This is a genomic window from Salmonella sp. SJTUF15591 (assembly GCF_043356435.1).
Classification (GTDB): Bacteria; Pseudomonadota; Gammaproteobacteria; order Enterobacterales; family Enterobacteriaceae; genus Salmonella; species Salmonella enterica.
On record NZ_JBEUJO010000004.1, the window covers coordinates 295,619 to 312,249 of the forward strand.

A 16,631-nucleotide genomic window follows, 5' to 3' on the forward strand; every position below is an offset into this window, starting at 1 on the left:
CACGCTGTTTATTTAAGCTTACTTTGCGCCCAGATAATGCCGCTGGCGTATTCGCCCGGCAGGAGCGGAGAGAGCGCTTCCAGGGTGGCGCTAAGACGTGACGTATCGCTGTCGGTCAGATTCAGATGGCCGACTTTTCGCCCCGGACGTACCGCTTTATCATACCAGTGCAGATGTACCAGCGGCAGCTTCAGCCAGTCGTAATTCAGCTCGCTGCCGATCAGGTTGATCATCACCGACGGGGCGTTAATCACCGGCGCGGGCAACGGCAGGCCGGTAATCGCGCGCAAATGCAATTCAAACTGACTGATGCTGGCGCCATTTTGCGTCCAGTGTCCGCTGTTATGCACGCGCGGCGCCAGTTCATTGATTAGCAGGCCTTCCGGCGTGATAAAACATTCCATCGCCATTACGCCGACGTAGTTCAACGCCTGCATAATTGCTGACAGCATCGATTCCGCCTGCGCCTGCTGTTCGGCGTTCGCCTGTGGGAACGCGACGCTGGTCCGCAAGATGCCGTCCTGATGCAAATTGTGCGTTAGCGGGTAAAACACGGTACTGCCGTCATGAGCGCGCGCGCCGACTAACGACACTTCGCCGGAAAAATGGATACCGCGCTCAACAATACATTCGCCATAGCAGTCATCCGGCAGTTGCCCGGTTTCGTCCGCGCGTAGACGCCACTGCCCGCGACCGTCGTAGCCGCCAACGCGACGCTTAATAATCGCCAGTTCGCCCAGACGGTCAAAGATGCCGGACCACTCGTCGGCGCTGGTCAGCAGCTGCCACGGCGCGGTCGCGAGTCCCAGTTTATCGAAAAGCTGTTTTTGTGTCAGACGGTCGGCGATGATCGGAAATACATCGCGATTGACGAAGGCCGGGTGGCGCGCCAGCTCGCGGGTAAGTGCGGTTTCCGGCCAGCGCTCAATCTCTGCGGTAATGACGCTCTGCTGTACCGGAACAGCGGTAGGCTCTGCATCCAGGCCAACCGGCCAGACGGCGATACCCAGCGGTTCGCCCGCCTGGCGCAGCATTCGGCCCAGTTGTCCGTTGCCGAGAACGCAAACTTGCTTCATAGCGTCCCCCGCGGATCGGGATTTTCCAGAACTTCATCGGTTTGCGCTTTGCGCCAGTCAGCGATGCGCTGATGCAGTTCCGCGTCGTGTTGCGCCAGAATCTGCGCGGCGAGCAGGGCGGCGTTAGCGGCACCGGCTTTACCGATCGCCAGCGTACCCACCGGAATGCCGCGCGGCATCTGCACGATGGAGTAGAGGCTATCCACGCCGCTTAGCGCAGCGCTTTGTACCGGCACGCCGAGTACCGGGACCAGCGTTTTTGCCGCAATCATTCCCGGCAGGTGCGCCGCGCCGCCCGCGCCAGCAATAATCACTTGATATCCGTTCTCTTCCGCCGTTTCGGCGAAGCTGAATAGTTTATCGGGGGTGCGATGGGCGGAAACCACTTCTACATGGTGCGGGACATCCAGAATTTCAAAAATTTCGGCGGCGAATTGCATGGTAGCCCAGTCGCTTTTGGACCCCATCACGATGGCGACACGCGCCGGATTATTGCGGGAAGACATGCGTCTTAAAACTCCTGTGGTGCGGGACACGCTGCTTTTGAGGTGTCAAAGAATAGCATGATAATCAGGCAAGGAAAACGGTTGCGTGTGCGCCGTAACGGACGATTCGACGAACATTTACAGGGGGAAGGCGATTAACTCCACGTTGTCCGGCGTGACTTTTACCATTGAACCTTCATGGTGCCATGCGCCTAACACCACGCGGAACGCGGGCTGGTCGTTGACGGAAAGTTCATGCACCGCCGGGCGGTGGGTGTGACCGTGAATCAGCCACTGTACGCGGTGTTTTTCCATTTCGGCGACGACGGTCTGCGCATTGACGTCCATAATATCCAGCGATTTGCTGCTGTTGGCGGCTTTACTGCCGGCGCGCATTCTGGCGGCGATACGGCGGCGGATAAACAGCGGCAGGGTAAGGAACAGCCGTTGAACCCACGGATTATGGACTTTGGCGCGAAACGCCTGATATCCGGCATCATCGGTACAGAGCGTATCGCCGTGCATAATCAACACATTGCGGCCATACAGGTCGAGCACTTTTTCCTGCGGCAGTAGCGTCATGCCGCTTTCGCGGGCAAAGCGTTTGCCAATCAGGAAGTCGCGATTACCATGAATAAAGAAGCAGGGGACGCCGGAATCAACCAGCGATTTAATGGCAACGGCCATTTCACGATGTAGCGGGTTGGGGTCGTCGTCGCCAATCCAGGCCTCGAAGAGATCGCCAAGAATATACAGCGCGTCGGCCTGACGGGCTTCTACGGCTAAAAAACGCAGAAAACCGGCGACGATCGCCGGTTCTTCCGTTTGCAGATGCAAGTCTGCAATAAACAGTGTCGCCACGATTACTCGCTGACGGTCACGTTTTCAATGATGACGTCTTCTTTTGGTACGTCCTGGTGCATACCGCTACGGCCAGTGGCGACGCCTTTGATTTTATCTACCACGTCCATACCTTCTACAACTTCCGCAAAGACGCAGTAGCCCCAGCCCTGCAGACTTTCGCCGGAGAAGTTCAGGAAGTCGTTGTCTGCCACGTTGATGAAGAATTGCGCGGTAGCCGAGTGTGGCGCCTGAGTACGCGCCATCGCCAGCGTACCACGGGTATTTTTCAGACCATTGTTGGCTTCGTTTTTGATCGCCTCTTTGGTGGCTTTCTGTTTCATGCCCGGCTCAAAGCCGCCGCCCTGAATCATAAAACCGTTAATCACACGGTGGAAAATGGTGTTGTTGTAAAAACCTTCGCGGCAGTAGTCCAGGAAGTTTTTAACTGTTTCAGGCGCTTTATCATCAAAGGTTTTGATTACGATATCGCCGTGATTAGTGTGGAAAGTAACCATTTTTGCATCCTGTTCCAAGAGAGTGGTGCTTTAGCCCGCAATGGGGCACATATAGGGGCTTGTTATAGCATAACCGTAAGCTGCGATCACCTTGCAAAGTGTGCTGCTTCGATTACGAATAATATGTATCATACAGAGATTATTACCCACACACGTCTATACGGAATCTTCGATGTTAAAAATTTTTAATACACTGACGCGCCAAAAAGAGGAATTCAAACCCATTCATGCCGGGGAAGTCGGCATGTACGTGTGTGGTATCACCGTTTACGATCTCTGCCACATTGGCCACGGACGCACGTTTGTCGCTTTTGACGTTGTCGCGCGCTATTTGCGTTTTCTCGGTTATAAGCTGAAGTATGTGCGTAACATTACCGATATCGACGATAAAATTATTAAACGCGCCAATGAAAACGGCGAAAGTTTTGTCGCGCTGGTCGATAGAATGATTGCGGAAATGCATCAGGACTTCGACGCGCTGAATATTCTGCGTCCGGACAGCGAGCCGCGTGCGACGCACCATATTCAGGAAATTATCGAGCTCACCCGCACCTTAATCGAGAAAGGGCACGCCTATGTGGCGGATAACGGCGATGTGATGTTCGATGTACCGACCGATCCGACTTATGGGCAGCTTTCCCGTCAGGATCTTGAGCAGCTTCAGGCGGGCGCGCGCGTAGATGTCGTTGACGTGAAGCGTAACCCGATGGACTTCGTGCTGTGGAAAATGTCGAAAGAGGGCGAGCCGAGCTGGCCGTCGCCGTGGGGCGAAGGGCGTCCGGGCTGGCACATTGAATGTTCGGCGATGAACTGCAAGCAGTTGGGCAACCATTTTGATATTCACGGCGGCGGTTCCGATCTGATGTTCCCGCACCATGAAAACGAGATTGCCCAGTCCACCTGCGCGCATGACGGCGAATACGTCAACTACTGGATGCACTCCGGTATGGTGATGGTGGATCGCGAGAAGATGTCCAAATCGCTGGGCAACTTCTTTACCGTGCGCGACGTGCTGAAATACTACGATGCGGAAACCGTGCGCTACTTCCTGATGTCCGGGCATTACCGTAGCCAACTGAACTACAGCGAAGAGAACCTCAAGCAGGCGCGCGCCTCGCTGGAGCGGTTATACACTGCATTGCGTGGAACGGATAAATCAGCGGCCCCGGCGGGCGGCGAGGCGTTTGAAGCGCGTTTCGTGGAGGCGATGAATGACGATTTCAACACGCCGGAAGCCTACTCCGTCCTGTTTGATATGGCGCGTGAAGTCAACCGTCTGAAGGGCGAAGATATGACCGCCGCGAATGCGATGGCGTCTCATCTGCGGAAGATTTCCGGCGTGCTGGGACTGCTGGAGCAGGAGCCGGATGTTTTCCTGCAAAGCGGCGCGCAGGCGGATGACGGTGAAGTCGCGGAAATTGAAGCCTTGATTCAACAGCGTCTGGATGCCCGTAAAGCGAAAGACTGGGCGGCGGCGGACGCGGCGCGCGATCGTCTCACTGAAATGGGTATTATTCTGGAAGATGGCCCGCAGGGCACCACCTGGCGGCGTAAGTAAGCGCTTTTACAGGCCGCTCTATTTGCATAGAACGGCCTGTTTTTTATTTTTTCGCGCCGGGCGAAAGATAAACGCACACCGACTCCCCCAGATTCTGATGTTCACATCCGGATATTGCCCGGCTGTAACGGGCAATAAAGCGGATGACGCTGTCGCCGCTGTTTAGCCCCACATTTCCTTTTCGCAGCAATTCTGCTGGCTGATCGTCGGTGAAAACGTTAGGGGTGAACAGTTTTGCGCCTAATCGTTCAAAAGTGCCAGCACTAACGATAGAGGGTTGATAACCCTGAAGCTGCAACCAGCGGCGGGCATCATTACGTGACCAAACCTGCGCATCGTTTGCTCGCGCAAACACTTCGAGAAGCCAGCCATTCGAATTCTGATAAGGGCCGGAAAAAGGCCACGCAATCAGGTTATAGCGGGGACTGTGGAAGAGATTGAGTTTGATAGCGCTATGTAAGAGCGTTTGTAATGCCGTCGCGATATCTGAACGCGGGCGCAAAACGGCAATGCTCTGATTCACCAGGTCATCAGCCAGAAACTCATACAGACCTTGTATATAGAGCGCTGATTCAGCGGTTCCGCAAGTATTCAGATTATGGTAAACCCGCCAGTCTCCGTTTGGCTGGCGCATGGCATAGCCAGCATGTGACCAGGTTAAATGTCGGCTCGACATATCTTGCCCTTGGCGAACCAGAATGACGACCGGATCGGATTGACTGTTAAGCTGCTGTTTGAGTTGTAACGCCTGATCCATTGTCGCTGCGATGCTCTCCGGCGTGTTTGCTTTTTGGTGACAGTTAGCACTGTCTGCATAAGCGTTGAGCGAGATTGCGCTGAGCCACAGGGCAAACGCGAACCGCTTCATTTGGCCGGTACCGTCTGGTTGCTGGAAAGTCCTGCGTCGTCCTGATTTACCATATGGGCAAGGACTTTGCCCTCTTTTTTCAAATAAGCGCCGGTGCCTTCCTGCGTTTTTTCCAGAGTGACTTTATCACCTGCTTTGAGGTTGCCTTCTTTGACGACATGTAGCGGAACTTGCATTTTAATGTCTTTGTTATCGGGGGACTTAGTGGTTAACAGCGCGGTTTTTTGCTTTTTATTTTCGACAACAGATCCAATGCTCAGGTTGAGCGGCAGCAGTACGGGGGAGAGTATAATTCCGCTAACCAGTGCGGAACTGCCCACGCTGACAACCGCAGACGATGCCGCATACCAGCCAGTGGCAGACATTTCTTCGCTATAGCTGGCGTGGGAAAATGAGAAACAGATGACCGCGGCGGCGAATGTCATTTTATTCATATTGATTCCTTTTAATATGCGTTTTAAGTACCCGTAGAAATAACACTAAAATACTTCCCGGCAACCACACCCACAGCAATTCTGAGAGAATGACCTGATGTCCATACGGCGTGATGTAGCTTGAAAGCGCGAACGGCGCGACTTTAATCACCTGCCAGGGCGCAAAAAAACGTTCATCTGACCACGGCCACAGCCATCCGACGCCTTTACCACCCGTGGTTATCGAATCCAGCAGGCTGTGCGACAACAATGAAACGGTTAAAAATAGCCAGCAGCGCACCTGCCCAGCTCGAAACCATCGTCGTCCCGCGAGTACGCACAACAGGGGGAGGACGAATGCGAAAAGTAAAGAGTGGGTAAATCCGCGATGTCCAAATACGTTGCCGTAGGCGACGCCAAATTTAAAGGCCAGCACGTCGGCATCGGGGAGCATCGCCAGCACGACACCGGCAAACAGCAGGCGAGGAGGGATAACTTTCAGGCCTAAGCCTGCGCCAAGACACAGGGGAACGGCGGCGTGGGTGATAACGGTAGGCATAGCGATGGTTCACAGGGAAATAGCCATGCTAGCAGTTGGAACGCAGAGGATTAAGTGGATGATTATCTGAAAAGACAGCGTAATCAGGCCGGATAAGACGCTTTGCGTCGCTATCCGGCACTTGTATCAGGCCACGACGTTCACACTTTGGCCTTCAAAGCTAACGGTTTGCCCGGCGACAATTTTGCAGCGTTTACGCGTTTCAACCACGCCATCAACCTTCACCAACCCGTCGGCAATGGCGATTTTCGCCTGCGCGCCGCTTTCGCTCCAGCCTTCCAGCTTGAGCAGATCGCACAGCTCGACGTGCGGGTGTTTGCCTAAAGAGAATGTCGCCATGTTATTTTCCTTGTGGATCGTGATATTCAATGCACGCCTGCAGCGTGTTTTCGATAAGCGTAGCGACCGTCATCGGGCCGACGCCGCCCGGAACTGGCGTGATGTATGACGCGCGCGCCGCGGCTTCGTCAAACACGACGTCGCCAACGACCTTGCCATTTTCCAGACGGTTAATACCGACATCAATCACAATTGCGCCTTCTTTAATCCATTCGCCGGGAATAAAGCCCGGTTTACCTACGGCGACAATGAGCAAATCAGCATGCTCGACATGGTGACGCAGATCTTTGGTAAAGCGGTGCGTAACGGTAGTCGTACAGCCAGCCAGCAGCAGCTCCATGCTCATCGGGCGTCCAACGATATTGGACGCGCCAATGACCACCGCATTCAGGCCGTAGGTATCAATATTGTAACGCTCAAGCAGGGTCACAATACCGCGGGGCGTACAGGGACGCAGGCGCGGCGCACGCTGGCACAGACGACCGACGTTATAAGGATGAAAACCGTCTACGTCTTTATCTGGCGCGATACGCTCCAGCACTTTAACGTTGTCGATGCCTGCCGGTAAAGGCAACTGTACCAGAATACCGTCAATCGTGTTATCTGCATTCAGAGTATCGATAAGCGCCAGCAGTTCGGCTTCGCTGGTGGTTTCTGGCAGGTCATAGGAGCGGGAGACGAACCCCACTTCGTCGCACGCTTTACGTTTGCTTGCGACATAAATCTGTGAGGCCGGATTGCTGCCGACCAACACCACAGCCAGGCCGGGAGCGCGAAGTCCTGCTGCGACGCGTGCCTGAACTTTTTGAGCAACCTCAGATCGCACCTGCTGCGCAATCGTTTTACCGTCAATAATCTTTGCTGCCATCAGAGAGAAGATTCCATCTGTTACTTCAAGTCAAAGGGGATGACGCTATTTTGTCAGAAGCGGGCCTCGCTGTCAGTTAACGTTTGTGTTTCCGATGCAAACGCGACGTCTCCCCCGTTCGTTGCCGATGCTGAGACGTGACCCGTAAGCGCGCCATGATTAACCAAAAAGAAACAATTCATCACCCTGGCTATGGTTACCGTAATCCCTCGTCGTTAATAGCATCGGGCGGCATAATGCGACATTTTATACAAAATAATATTAGACCCTTCTTATATCCCAATAAGAATTAGCTTAGGTCATTAAAAGAGTTTGCGGCTATTTTTTATTTAGCGAAATGTTTAATTTATTACCGTGACGAAATGTCATATTCGCAAAGATTAATTACTGCGTCTGATACTCAGGGGAGAAACAGAAAACTAATTAATCTGCGATATCTATCTTTACAGGATGCAGAGATAACTTTTCTGACATGCTATGTCGATAATAATTCAAACGGAGCCGACAGGATGCCGAAACCGGGTGTGTGTAATTCAAGGGAAATCCATGAAACATAAATTAATGACCTCTACTATTGCGAGTCTGATGTTTGTCGCTGGCGCAGCGGTTGCGGCTGATCCTACTCCGGTGAGCGTGAGTGGCGGTACTATTCATTTCGAAGGTAAACTGGTTAATGCAGCCTGTGCCGTTAGCACTAAATCCGCCGATCAAACGGTGACGCTGGGTCAATACCGTACCGCCAGCTTTACGGCGATTGGTAATACGACTGCGCAGGTGCCTTTCTCCATCGTCCTGAATGACTGCGATCCGAAAGTGGCGGCCACCGCTGCCGTGGCTTTCTCTGGTCAGGCAGATAACACAAACCCTAATTTGCTGGCGGTCTCCTCTGCGGACAATAGCACTACCGCAACCGGCGTCGGGATTGAGATTCTTGATAACACCTCCTCACCGTTGAAACCGGACGGCGCGACCTTCTCGGCGAAGCAGGCGCTGGTTGAAGGCACCAATACGCTGCGTTTTACCGCACGCTATAAGGCAACCGCCGCCGCCACGACGCCAGGCCAGGCTAATGCCGACGCCACCTTTATCATGAAATACGAATAATCCCGTCCGGGAACGCCAGGGAAGGGAGGCGCCTCAACGGAAGAGGCTATCGGGGATAAAAGAGAACATAACAGATGATAAGGAAAGGCGCGGCGCTAGTGGGGCTTGTTTTGATGTCGCCCGTCATTGCGCAGCCGGTAATGGTGGAGAGCGGGCGTGTTCACCTGCGCGGACAACTGGTCAATGGCGGCTGCGCTGTCGCCACTGAAAGCCAGGATTTGCGCGTACTGATGGGACAGTACCGCACGAATGCGTTTACCGGTCCTGGCAGCTTCGCTCCCGTCAGCGTTCCATTTTCGTTACGGTTAATCTCCTGTAGCGCGGAGGTCTGGCGTCATGTCGGCATTGCGTTTGCCGGCGTTACGCCTGCGGAAGATCCCCATGTTTTTCTGGCCAGCGGCGAGGGTATCGGTAATGCCGGAATCGGCCTGGCATTATTTGATGACCAGCAGCGGCAAATCATACCTAACACGTTACCGCTTCATTACACGCCCATTTTAACGTCAGAAATGACTTTGCATTTTACCGCCCGCTATCGGGCAATTTCAGAAAATATGACGCCGGGACGAATTCATTCAGAAGTGTGGTTTACGCTGGTTTACCCATGAATTTTCTTGCCGACGTGACTCAATGCAAAAGGTATTTTTTACCATGCTGAATAGTATAAAATTAGGCTTTATTGTTCTTCTCACGTTATTTACTTCGCTGAACGTACAGGCGGCGGGGGGGATTGCATTAGGCGCCACGCGCGTTATTTATCCCTCGGCGGCGAAACAGACTTCTCTGGCAATCAGTAATAGCGATACTCAAGAACGTTACCTCGTCAATTCATGGATCGAAAATAGCGCCGGGCAGAAAGAAAAAACGTTTATCGTTACGCCGCCTTTATTCGTCAGCGAACCCAAAAGCGAAAACACGCTGCGTATTATCTACGCCGGGCAACCGCTACCCGGGGATCGGGAGTCGTTATTCTGGATGAACGTGAAAGCCATCCCGTCGGTCGATAAAAGTCATATTGAAGGAAAAAACGTTCTGCAACTGGCGATTCTGTCGCGCATCAAACTGTTCGTGCGTCCGGCGAATTTGCCGCAGACGCCGGAAGACGCGCCGACCTTGCTGAAATTTTCCCGTGTCGGCAACCATCTCAAGATAACCAACCCATCTGCTTATTACCTCACGCTGGTCAATATCAGCGTGGGCGCGAAAAAGATTGATAACGTGATGATCGCGCCAAAAAGCGACATGCAAATTCCCTTACCGACTGGCGCGCAGGGCAGCGTGACATTTCAGTCCGTCAATGATTACGGCGCATTGACGTCGGCGACAACGGCCAGTCTCGGTTAAGCAGAGAGCGTGAAGCCACACGAGAACACGATGAAGAAGACAACCTGGTTTGCAGGGCGATTTCCCGGCTATGTATCACCGTTAAGCGGCGTGGCGCTGTCGGTGCTGGCGGCGCTGTGTCCGCTGACGAGCCGCGGCGAAAGTTATTTCAACCCTGCGTTTTTGTCGGCGGATACCGCGTCCGTGGCGGATTTATCTCGCTTTGAAAAAGGTAATCATCAGCCGCCTGGTATTTACCGGGTGGATATCTGGCGTAACGACGAATTCGTAGCGATGCAGGATATTCGTTTTGAGGCGGGCGCCGTGGGCGCCGGCGATAAATCCGGCGGCCTGATGCCTTGTTTTACACCGGAGTGGATTAAACGGCTGGGCGTGAATACCGCGGCGTTCCCTGTCTCAGATAAAGGCGTCGATACCACGTGTATTCACCTTCCTGAGAAAATCCCGGGCGCGGAGGTCGCGTTCGATTTCGCGTCGATGCGCTTAAATATTAGCTTGCCGCAGGCGTCATTGCTCAACAGCGCGCGTGGCTATATCCCGCCGGAAGAGTGGGATGAAGGGATACCCGCCGCACTCATTAATTACAGTTTTACCGGTAGCCGCGGAACAGACAGCGATAGCTATTTTTTGAGTCTGCTGAGCGGCTTGAACTATGGCCCCTGGCGGTTGCGTAATAACGGAGCCTGGAACTATTCGAAAGGGGACGGCTATCATTCGCAACGCTGGAACAACATTGGCACCTGGGTACAGCGCGCCATCATTCCGCTAAAAAGCGAACTGGTCATGGGGGACAGCAATACCGGGAACGATGTTTTCGACAGCGTCGGCTTTCGCGGAGCGCGGCTGTACTCTTCTGACAATATGTATCCCGATAGCCTGCAGGGCTACGCCCCCACGGTTAGAGGGATCGCCCGGACGGCGGCAAAGCTGACGATACGACAGAACGGGTATGTTATCTACCAAAGCTATGTGTCGCCGGGCGCGTTTGCGATTACCGATCTTAATCCTACCTCTTCCAGCGGCGACCTTGAGGTGACGGTAGATGAAAAAGACGGTAGCCAACAACGTTACACGGTGCCTTACTCTACCGTTCCGCTATTGCAGCGTGAGGGCAGGGTGAAGTATGACCTGGTGGCCGGGGATTTTCGCAGCGGCAATAGTCAGCAGTCTTCGCCATTCTTTTTCCAGGGAACGGTGATTGCCGGCCTGCCTGCGGGGCTGACGGCTTACGGCGGTACGCAACTTGCCGATCGTTACCGTGCCGTAGTGGTCGGGGCGGGGCGAAATTTGGGTGACTGGGGTGCCGTGTCGGTCGATGTCACACATGCGCGTAGCCAACTGGCAGATGACAGCACCCATCAGGGGCAATCGTTGCGTTTTCTGTACGCTAAATCGCTAAATAATTACGGGACTAATTTTCAATTGCTGGGTTACCGCTATTCCACACGCGGATTTTACACCCTGGATGATGTGGCATACCGCAGTATGGAAGGGTACGACTACGAATACGATAGCGACGGACGCCGCCATAAAGTGCCGGTGGCGCAGAGCTACCACAATCTCCGCTACAGCAAAAAAGGCCGCTTTCAGGTCAATATTTCGCAAAATCTGGGGGATTACGGGTCACTGTATCTTTCCGGCAGTCAACAAAATTACTGGAATACGCCGGATACCAATACCTGGTATCAACTGGGATACGCCAGTGGATGGCAAGGCATAAGTTATTCGCTGTCATGGTCGTGGAGCGAGTCGGTGGGGATCTCAGGCGCCGACCGCATTCTGGCATTCAATATGTCCGTTCCGTTTAGCATTCTGACCGGACGGCGCTATGCGCGCGACACTATTCTTGATCGTACTTATGCCACGTTTAACGCCAACCGCAACCGCGACGGCGACAATAGCTGGCAGACCGGTGTGGGCGGCACGCTTCTGGAAGGGCGTAATCTGAGCTACAGCGTGACGCAGGGGCGTAGCAGTAGCAATGGTTATAGCGGCAGCGCCAGCGCTAGCTGGCAGGCGACGTATGGCACGCTGGGCGTGGGATATAACTACGATCGCGATCAGCATGACTATAACTGGCAACTTTCCGGCGGCGTGGTCGGTCATGCGGATGGTATTACGTTTAGCCAACCGTTGGGCGATACCAATGTCTTGATTAAAGCGCCGGGAGCGAAAGGCGTGCGCATCGAAAACCAGACCGGCGTGAAAACGGACTGGCGGGGCTATGCGGTAATGCCCTACGCCACGGTATATCGCTATAACCGCGTCGCGTTAGATACCAACACGATGGACAACCATACCGATGTCGAAAATAACGTCAGCAGCGTAGTGCCGACAGAGGGCGCTCTGGTGCGGGCCGCTTTTGATACGCGGATAGGCGTAAGGGCAATCATTACCGCGAGGCTTGGCGGACGTCCGTTACCGTTTGGCGCGATAGTACGAGAAACCGCCAGCGGTATTACCAGTATGGTCGGCGATGACGGGCAAATTTATCTGAGCGGCTTGCCGCTAAAAGGTGAACTGTTCATCCAGTGGGGAGAGGGGAAAAACGCGCGTTGTATCGCCCCTTACGCCCTGGCGGAGGATAGCCTGAAGCAGGCGATTACGATAGCCAGCGCGACCTGTATCCGTCCGTCGTCATAAAAGGAAAAATAGAGATGAAAATATACTCAGCGCTATTGCTGGCGGGGACCGCGCTCTTTTTCACCCATCCCGCGCTGGCGACGGTTTGCCGTAATTCAAACGGGACGGCGACCGATATCTTTTACGACCTGTCAGATGTTTTCACCAGCGGCAATAATCAGCCGGGACAGGTGGTTACGCTGCCGGAAAAATCAGGTTGGGTCGGCGTAAACGCGACGTGCCCGGCGGGGACAACGGTAAATTATACCTACCGAAGCTATGTATCAGAATTACCGGTACGAAGCACCGAAGGAAATTTTAAATACCTCAAACTGAATGACTACCTTCTGGGCGCGATGAGCATCACCGATAGTGTCGCTGGCGTATTTTATCCGCCCCGTAACTATATTCGCATGGGCGTCGACTCTAACGTGTCGCAGCAAATGCCGTTTGGCGTGCAGGACTCAAAGCTGGTTTTTAAATTAAAAGTGATACGGCCTTTTATTAATATGGTGACGATCCCTCGCCAGACAATGTTTACCGTCTATGTGACGACCTCTACCAGCGACGCGTTGAGCACGCCGGTGTATACCATTAGCTACAGCGGCAAAGTGGAAGTACCGCAAAACTGTGAAGTGAATGCCGGACAGGTCGTGGAGTTTGATTTCGGCGATATCGGCGCGTCGTTATTTAGTCAGGCGGGAGCGGGTAATCGTCCGCAAGGCGTCACGCCGCAAACGAAAACCATCGCTATCAAATGTACCAACGTCGCGGCGCAGGCCTATTTATCGATGCGGCTTGAAGCCGAAAAGGCCTCAGGGCAGGCGATGGTGTCCGATAATCCGGATTTAGGCTTTGTAGTTGCTAATAGCAACGGTACGCCGCTCACACCCAATAATTTGTCGAGTAAAATTCCGTTTCATCTTGATGATAACGCCGCCGCTCGCGTAGGTATTCGCGCCTGGCCGATCAGCGTGACGGGGAATAAACCGGTGGAAGGGCCGTTTACTGCGCGCGGCTATCTACGAGTCGATTATGATTAAGGAGGTATAATGATCCTTCGGCGCGTTTTCATCGCTATCGGTTGTGTTTTGTTCAGCCCGCTGAGTCAGGCCAACTCATCTCTGGGCGAAGTGAATATTGAACTGCGCGGTAACGTGGTGGATTTTACCTGCGCCGTGGTTGCGGGCGACAGTAACAAGTCGGTTAACCTCGGCACCTGGCCGACAAAACAGCTTCACGCCGTCGGTGACGCCACGCAACCGGTAGCCTTTAGCCTAAAACTTGAAGGTTGCCCGCCGGGGTCGGCGTCTATAACGTTTTCCGGGACGCCAGCGCCCGGCACGGCATTACTGGCGCTTGCTGATACGGAAATGGCGCAAAAACTGGCGATTGAAATTCGCGATGGCGATCAACGTCGATTGCCACTTGAACAGGCCAGCAAGGCCGTCGATATTGACAACAACGGCAATGCTACCCTGAAATTCTATGCGAACTATATCGCCTTAGCCGATGGCGTGCAGCCCGGACTTGCTAACGCGGATGCGACCTTCCTGATCAATTACAATTAGTGTCCGTTATTGTGGCTCCCGAACGATAATTCGTCGGGAGTACCTTTACAATAATTCGTGTGATTTGGCGTAATCTATAAGCTCAACGATAGAGTGAAGGCCAAGTTTAGAAAATATATTGGCCTTATGCGCGCTGATAGTCTTGTTACTCAATAAAAGTTGCTCGGCAATTTCTTTGTTAGACATTCCATTGGCCAGATAGCGCAGCACGGTAACTTCGCGGTTAGATAGTGGCATATCATGGTGCCCGCCTTTGGGGGTACGGGTATTACTGATGAAATTAAGCGTTTCAGATGGGAAAAAAGAATAGCCGGATAAAATCATTTTTACCGCATTATAAATATCATTGAGGTCTTTGCGTTTACTTACAAATCCGTTTGCGCCCGCTCTTATTGCTCTTCCGGCATAAAAAGCTTCTGATTTTGACGATAAAAAAAGTATCCGGGTATGTTCCTGGATAGATTTGATTCGTTTAAGTAAGGTAAAGCCGTCGGTGCCCGGTAATTCAATATCCAGAATGACAAGGTCAACAGGATAAGTGCGCAGATACTCTATCGCTGTTCGGCTATCATCCGTTTTCAGGACAACCTGAATATTGCTATTTTTACCGAGTAAAACTTCGATCGACATTCTTACAATAGGGTGTTCGTCCATAATGATAACAGATGCAGGTTTCATTGTTGTATGCCTCAGACTGTTATGCGTCCTTCGTTTTAGAATAAGCGTCAGACACCTTAAAGATTGTGAAATAGCCAGATCTACACACCACACAGTGGAGCAATAATAAAGAATGAGACCTCCCTGTTGACTGGCTATTTTTCGTAAGAGTAATAAATATGTGGAATATCCATTTCGCACCAACAAAAAAGAAATTTCTGATTAAGTAAAAACAATATGGATTATACCTGGTCTGATTTCTCGGAAAAGTCTTGCGAAATGCGAATTATGGATAGCGGGTAGGATATTCTGTGACGTTATAGAAAATTTGTTCGTGGTGGAGCTATTTTCTTTAGAGTTGACATTGAGTAGTTTAAACTGTTGTTTTTAAGTATAAAAATAATATGAAAGACTAATTGTTTAGTATTTGTTATGTAATAACAGAAAGATGTTGACGCTGGAGACCTCGAAAAACGAGGAGGAACAGGGGACGATGTAAGAAAAAATTTTTTATCGCTTACCAGGACGAGTTGTAAATATTAATTTTATGTGAAATATTTACATTTAATGGAAGTGAAAATAAGTAATTTCTTAAAAAATCTTATTCACCAAAACGTTACTTCGTTAAAAAATGTCGTGGGAAGTAACGTTTAGCTGCTGGACCAGCCGAAGAAAGCTTTGCCTGTGGGGAAGGTTAAGGAGGGTGATAAGTTGTTTAATCCGGTAAACCACACGATGATAAGGTACGCTTTGCTGACGTGCTATTTCTTTTAAAGAGGCGCCTTGCGCTAAAGTTTCAATCATCAACCAGTCAGTACGGCTAAAGCTTTCCGATAAGCGAGGTTTGGAGGCTGATAACAAGGCTTCGCGTACTGAGGCCAGATTTTGTCGTCGCGACAGGACAAAAAAACGCCCAGCCATACGGATAAACTGAGCTATAGCGGGGGTTTTATCTGATACCAGCAGGTAAATCTGGATATCGCTTTGTTGCCAACTGAGCACGCGTAGCTGGTTAAGCGCCTCAATACAGGAGACAGGTAGCGCCTCCATATCTACAATCAGTTGTCTGAGCGACCCCTTTTCAATCCACAAAGAAATGTCATCTAATGAGCGGAATGCAGCGGTACGTTTTCCGGAAAATAAGTAGTGACTCAATGAATAGCCGAGGTAGTTATCAGTTGTAATTATTGCCTGGGAAATGATACCAACCGGCAAGGCATAATTAAGCTGTTGGTCCAGTAACTCAAGGCGATCAAATATCTGCGGCGTTGGAGAGTGATAACGGCAGGCGCAGTCTTTGGCATTTCTTAAACGGCGGTGTCTTTCCCTGCGTGGTACGCTGCGCATCCTGCTTTTTCCATTGCTCTAATATATATCTGGTAATATGGCTGGCCATAAATAACCTTGTCCCATCGTTGCACCAGCGTAAAAAGCAATGCTTCGTTGCTCTGATGTTTCAATGCCTTCCATCAGCATTAACTGCTGAAAAAAAACTTCGCTATCATGTTTTGACGGAAGTTGCGTCAGGACCTCATAGCCGATTAATTGCGCAGTTGAGAGATTAACGATTGGCTCAGATTTTAACAATCCGCTGTTGAGATATGAATGGCGTGTTGGCGAAGACGCCAGGTGTGGGGGATTTATCCTTTCCTTTAATAAAGTACCCTGTGCCACCAAACACTCCTCCAGGCATTTATGATGCAGCCATATATTTTCGAACCCTGAATCTATCAGGATATTATGGGCATCATTGTGGCAGCGTTAAAAAAATGCCTGTAGGTATCGTTACTTAATTATTGGTGAGATATT

General features: G+C 51.9%; 19 protein-coding genes. 7 read left to right on the plus strand and 12 right to left on the minus strand.

All coding sequences use genetic code 11. The annotated features are described in order from the left end of the window. Positions 1 to 8: 8 nt before the first annotated feature. From purK to ppiB, 4 genes are all read right to left on the minus strand, one after another. A complete protein-coding gene (gene purK / locus ABVM99_RS11485) occupies positions 9 to 1,076 on the minus strand; it encodes a 5-(carboxyamino)imidazole ribonucleotide synthase (RefSeq protein ID WP_000815599.1) in 1,068 nt (355 codons plus the stop codon). Continuing rightward, entirely contained in the window at positions 1,073 to 1,582 is a 510-nt protein-coding gene (purE, locus tag ABVM99_RS11490) for a 5-(carboxyamino)imidazole ribonucleotide mutase (protein WP_000098736.1), read from the minus strand. Before purE ends, purK begins: the two co-directional genes overlap by 4 nt. Before the next feature lie 117 nt (positions 1,583 to 1,699). Next, positions 1,700 to 2,422: a UDP-2,3-diacylglucosamine diphosphatase gene (gene lpxH / locus ABVM99_RS11495; protein ID WP_023138424.1), complete on the minus strand. Its 723-nt coding sequence runs from the start codon at positions 2,420 to 2,422 to the stop codon at positions 1,700 to 1,702. 2 nt (positions 2,423 to 2,424) lie between these two features. After that, complete coding sequence (gene ppiB, locus ABVM99_RS11500; RefSeq protein ID WP_000255991.1) at positions 2,425 to 2,919, minus strand: peptidylprolyl isomerase B; 495 nt, start codon at positions 2,917 to 2,919, stop codon at positions 2,425 to 2,427. Between the two features lie 172 nt (positions 2,920 to 3,091). On the opposite strand from ppiB, the gene cysS reads away from it, so the two are divergent. Beyond that, positions 3,092 to 4,477: a cysteine--tRNA ligase gene (gene cysS, locus ABVM99_RS11505; protein ID WP_000912377.1), complete on the plus strand. Its 1,386-nt coding sequence runs from the start codon at positions 3,092 to 3,094 to the stop codon at positions 4,475 to 4,477. A gap of 43 nt (positions 4,478 to 4,520) precedes the next feature. Here cysS and ABVM99_RS11510 read toward each other — a convergent pair whose 3' ends face one another. The 5 genes from ABVM99_RS11510 to folD form a co-directional block, all read right to left on the minus strand. Then, positions 4,521 to 5,345 (minus strand): DUF2145 domain-containing protein, encoded by an 825-nt coding sequence (locus ABVM99_RS11510; protein ID WP_023195049.1) that lies wholly within the window; start codon positions 5,343 to 5,345, stop codon positions 4,521 to 4,523. Then, positions 5,342 to 5,779, minus strand: coding sequence for an STM0539 family protein (locus tag ABVM99_RS11515; protein ID WP_001038573.1), 438 nt, complete (start codon positions 5,777 to 5,779; stop codon positions 5,342 to 5,344). The genes ABVM99_RS11510 and ABVM99_RS11515 overlap by 4 nt, the downstream gene beginning before the upstream one ends. Continuing rightward, a complete protein-coding gene (locus ABVM99_RS11520) occupies positions 5,772 to 6,317 on the minus strand; it encodes a metal-dependent hydrolase (protein ID WP_023195048.1) in 546 nt (181 codons plus the stop codon). Before ABVM99_RS11520 ends, ABVM99_RS11515 begins: the two co-directional genes overlap by 8 nt. Before the next feature lie 126 nt (positions 6,318 to 6,443). Then, a complete protein-coding gene (gene ybcJ / locus ABVM99_RS11525) occupies positions 6,444 to 6,656 on the minus strand; it encodes a ribosome-associated protein YbcJ (protein ID WP_000190281.1) in 213 nt (70 codons plus the stop codon). A 1-nt stretch (position 6,657) separates the two neighbouring features. Further along, positions 6,658 to 7,524, minus strand: a complete 867-nt coding sequence (gene folD / locus ABVM99_RS11530) for a bifunctional methylenetetrahydrofolate dehydrogenase/methenyltetrahydrofolate cyclohydrolase FolD (protein ID WP_000729165.1) — start codon at positions 7,522 to 7,524, stop codon at positions 6,658 to 6,660. 546 nt (positions 7,525 to 8,070) lie between these two features. Between folD and fimA the strand changes: the two genes are divergently transcribed. The 6 genes from fimA (at position 8,071) to sfmF (ending at position 14,165) form a co-directional block, all read left to right on the plus strand. Next, positions 8,071 to 8,628 carry a type 1 fimbrial protein subunit FimA gene (gene fimA / locus ABVM99_RS11535; RefSeq protein ID WP_000681032.1) on the plus strand — a complete coding sequence of 186 codons (558 nt, stop codon included), beginning with the start codon at positions 8,071 to 8,073 and terminating at the stop codon, positions 8,626 to 8,628. 74 nt (positions 8,629 to 8,702) lie between these two features. Beyond that, complete coding sequence (gene fimI / locus ABVM99_RS11540) at positions 8,703 to 9,236, plus strand: type 1 fimbrial protein subunit FimI (protein ID WP_000619618.1); 534 nt, start codon at positions 8,703 to 8,705, stop codon at positions 9,234 to 9,236. 43 nt (positions 9,237 to 9,279) lie between these two features. Continuing rightward, on the plus strand, positions 9,280 to 9,972 hold the full coding sequence (gene fimC, locus ABVM99_RS11545; protein ID WP_023195047.1) for a type 1 fimbria chaperone FimC: 693 nt from the start codon (positions 9,280 to 9,282) through the stop codon (positions 9,970 to 9,972). 30 nt (positions 9,973 to 10,002) lie between these two features. Further along, positions 10,003 to 12,615, plus strand: coding sequence for a fimbrial biogenesis usher protein (locus ABVM99_RS11550; RefSeq protein WP_023195046.1), 2,613 nt, complete (start codon positions 10,003 to 10,005; stop codon positions 12,613 to 12,615). A 14-nt stretch (positions 12,616 to 12,629) separates the two neighbouring features. After that, positions 12,630 to 13,637: a type 1 fimbria D-mannose specific adhesin FimH gene (fimH, locus tag ABVM99_RS11555; protein WP_023195045.1), complete on the plus strand. Its 1,008-nt coding sequence runs from the start codon at positions 12,630 to 12,632 to the stop codon at positions 13,635 to 13,637. Positions 13,638 to 13,646: 9 nt separating this feature from the next. Then, the gene (sfmF, locus tag ABVM99_RS11560) at positions 13,647 to 14,165 is read left to right on the plus strand and encodes a fimbria assembly protein (protein WP_023195044.1); all 519 of its coding nucleotides are present in this window, start codon (positions 13,647 to 13,649) and stop codon (positions 14,163 to 14,165) included. Between the two features lie 45 nt (positions 14,166 to 14,210). Here sfmF and fimZ read toward each other — a convergent pair whose 3' ends face one another. The 3 genes from fimZ to ABVM99_RS11575 form a co-directional block, all read right to left on the minus strand. Continuing rightward, a complete protein-coding gene (fimZ, locus tag ABVM99_RS11565; protein WP_000801273.1) occupies positions 14,211 to 14,843 on the minus strand; it encodes a fimbria biosynthesis transcriptional regulator FimZ in 633 nt (210 codons plus the stop codon). A 603-nt stretch (positions 14,844 to 15,446) separates the two neighbouring features. Beyond that, positions 15,447 to 16,169, minus strand: a complete 723-nt coding sequence (fimY, locus tag ABVM99_RS11570; protein WP_023195043.1) for a fimbria biosynthesis regulator FimY — start codon at positions 16,167 to 16,169, stop codon at positions 15,447 to 15,449. Positions 16,170 to 16,187: 18 nt separating this feature from the next. Beyond that, the gene (locus ABVM99_RS11575; RefSeq protein WP_000226499.1) at positions 16,188 to 16,499 is read right to left on the minus strand and encodes a hypothetical protein; all 312 of its coding nucleotides are present in this window, start codon (positions 16,497 to 16,499) and stop codon (positions 16,188 to 16,190) included. Between the last annotated feature and the right edge of the window lie 132 nt (positions 16,500 to 16,631).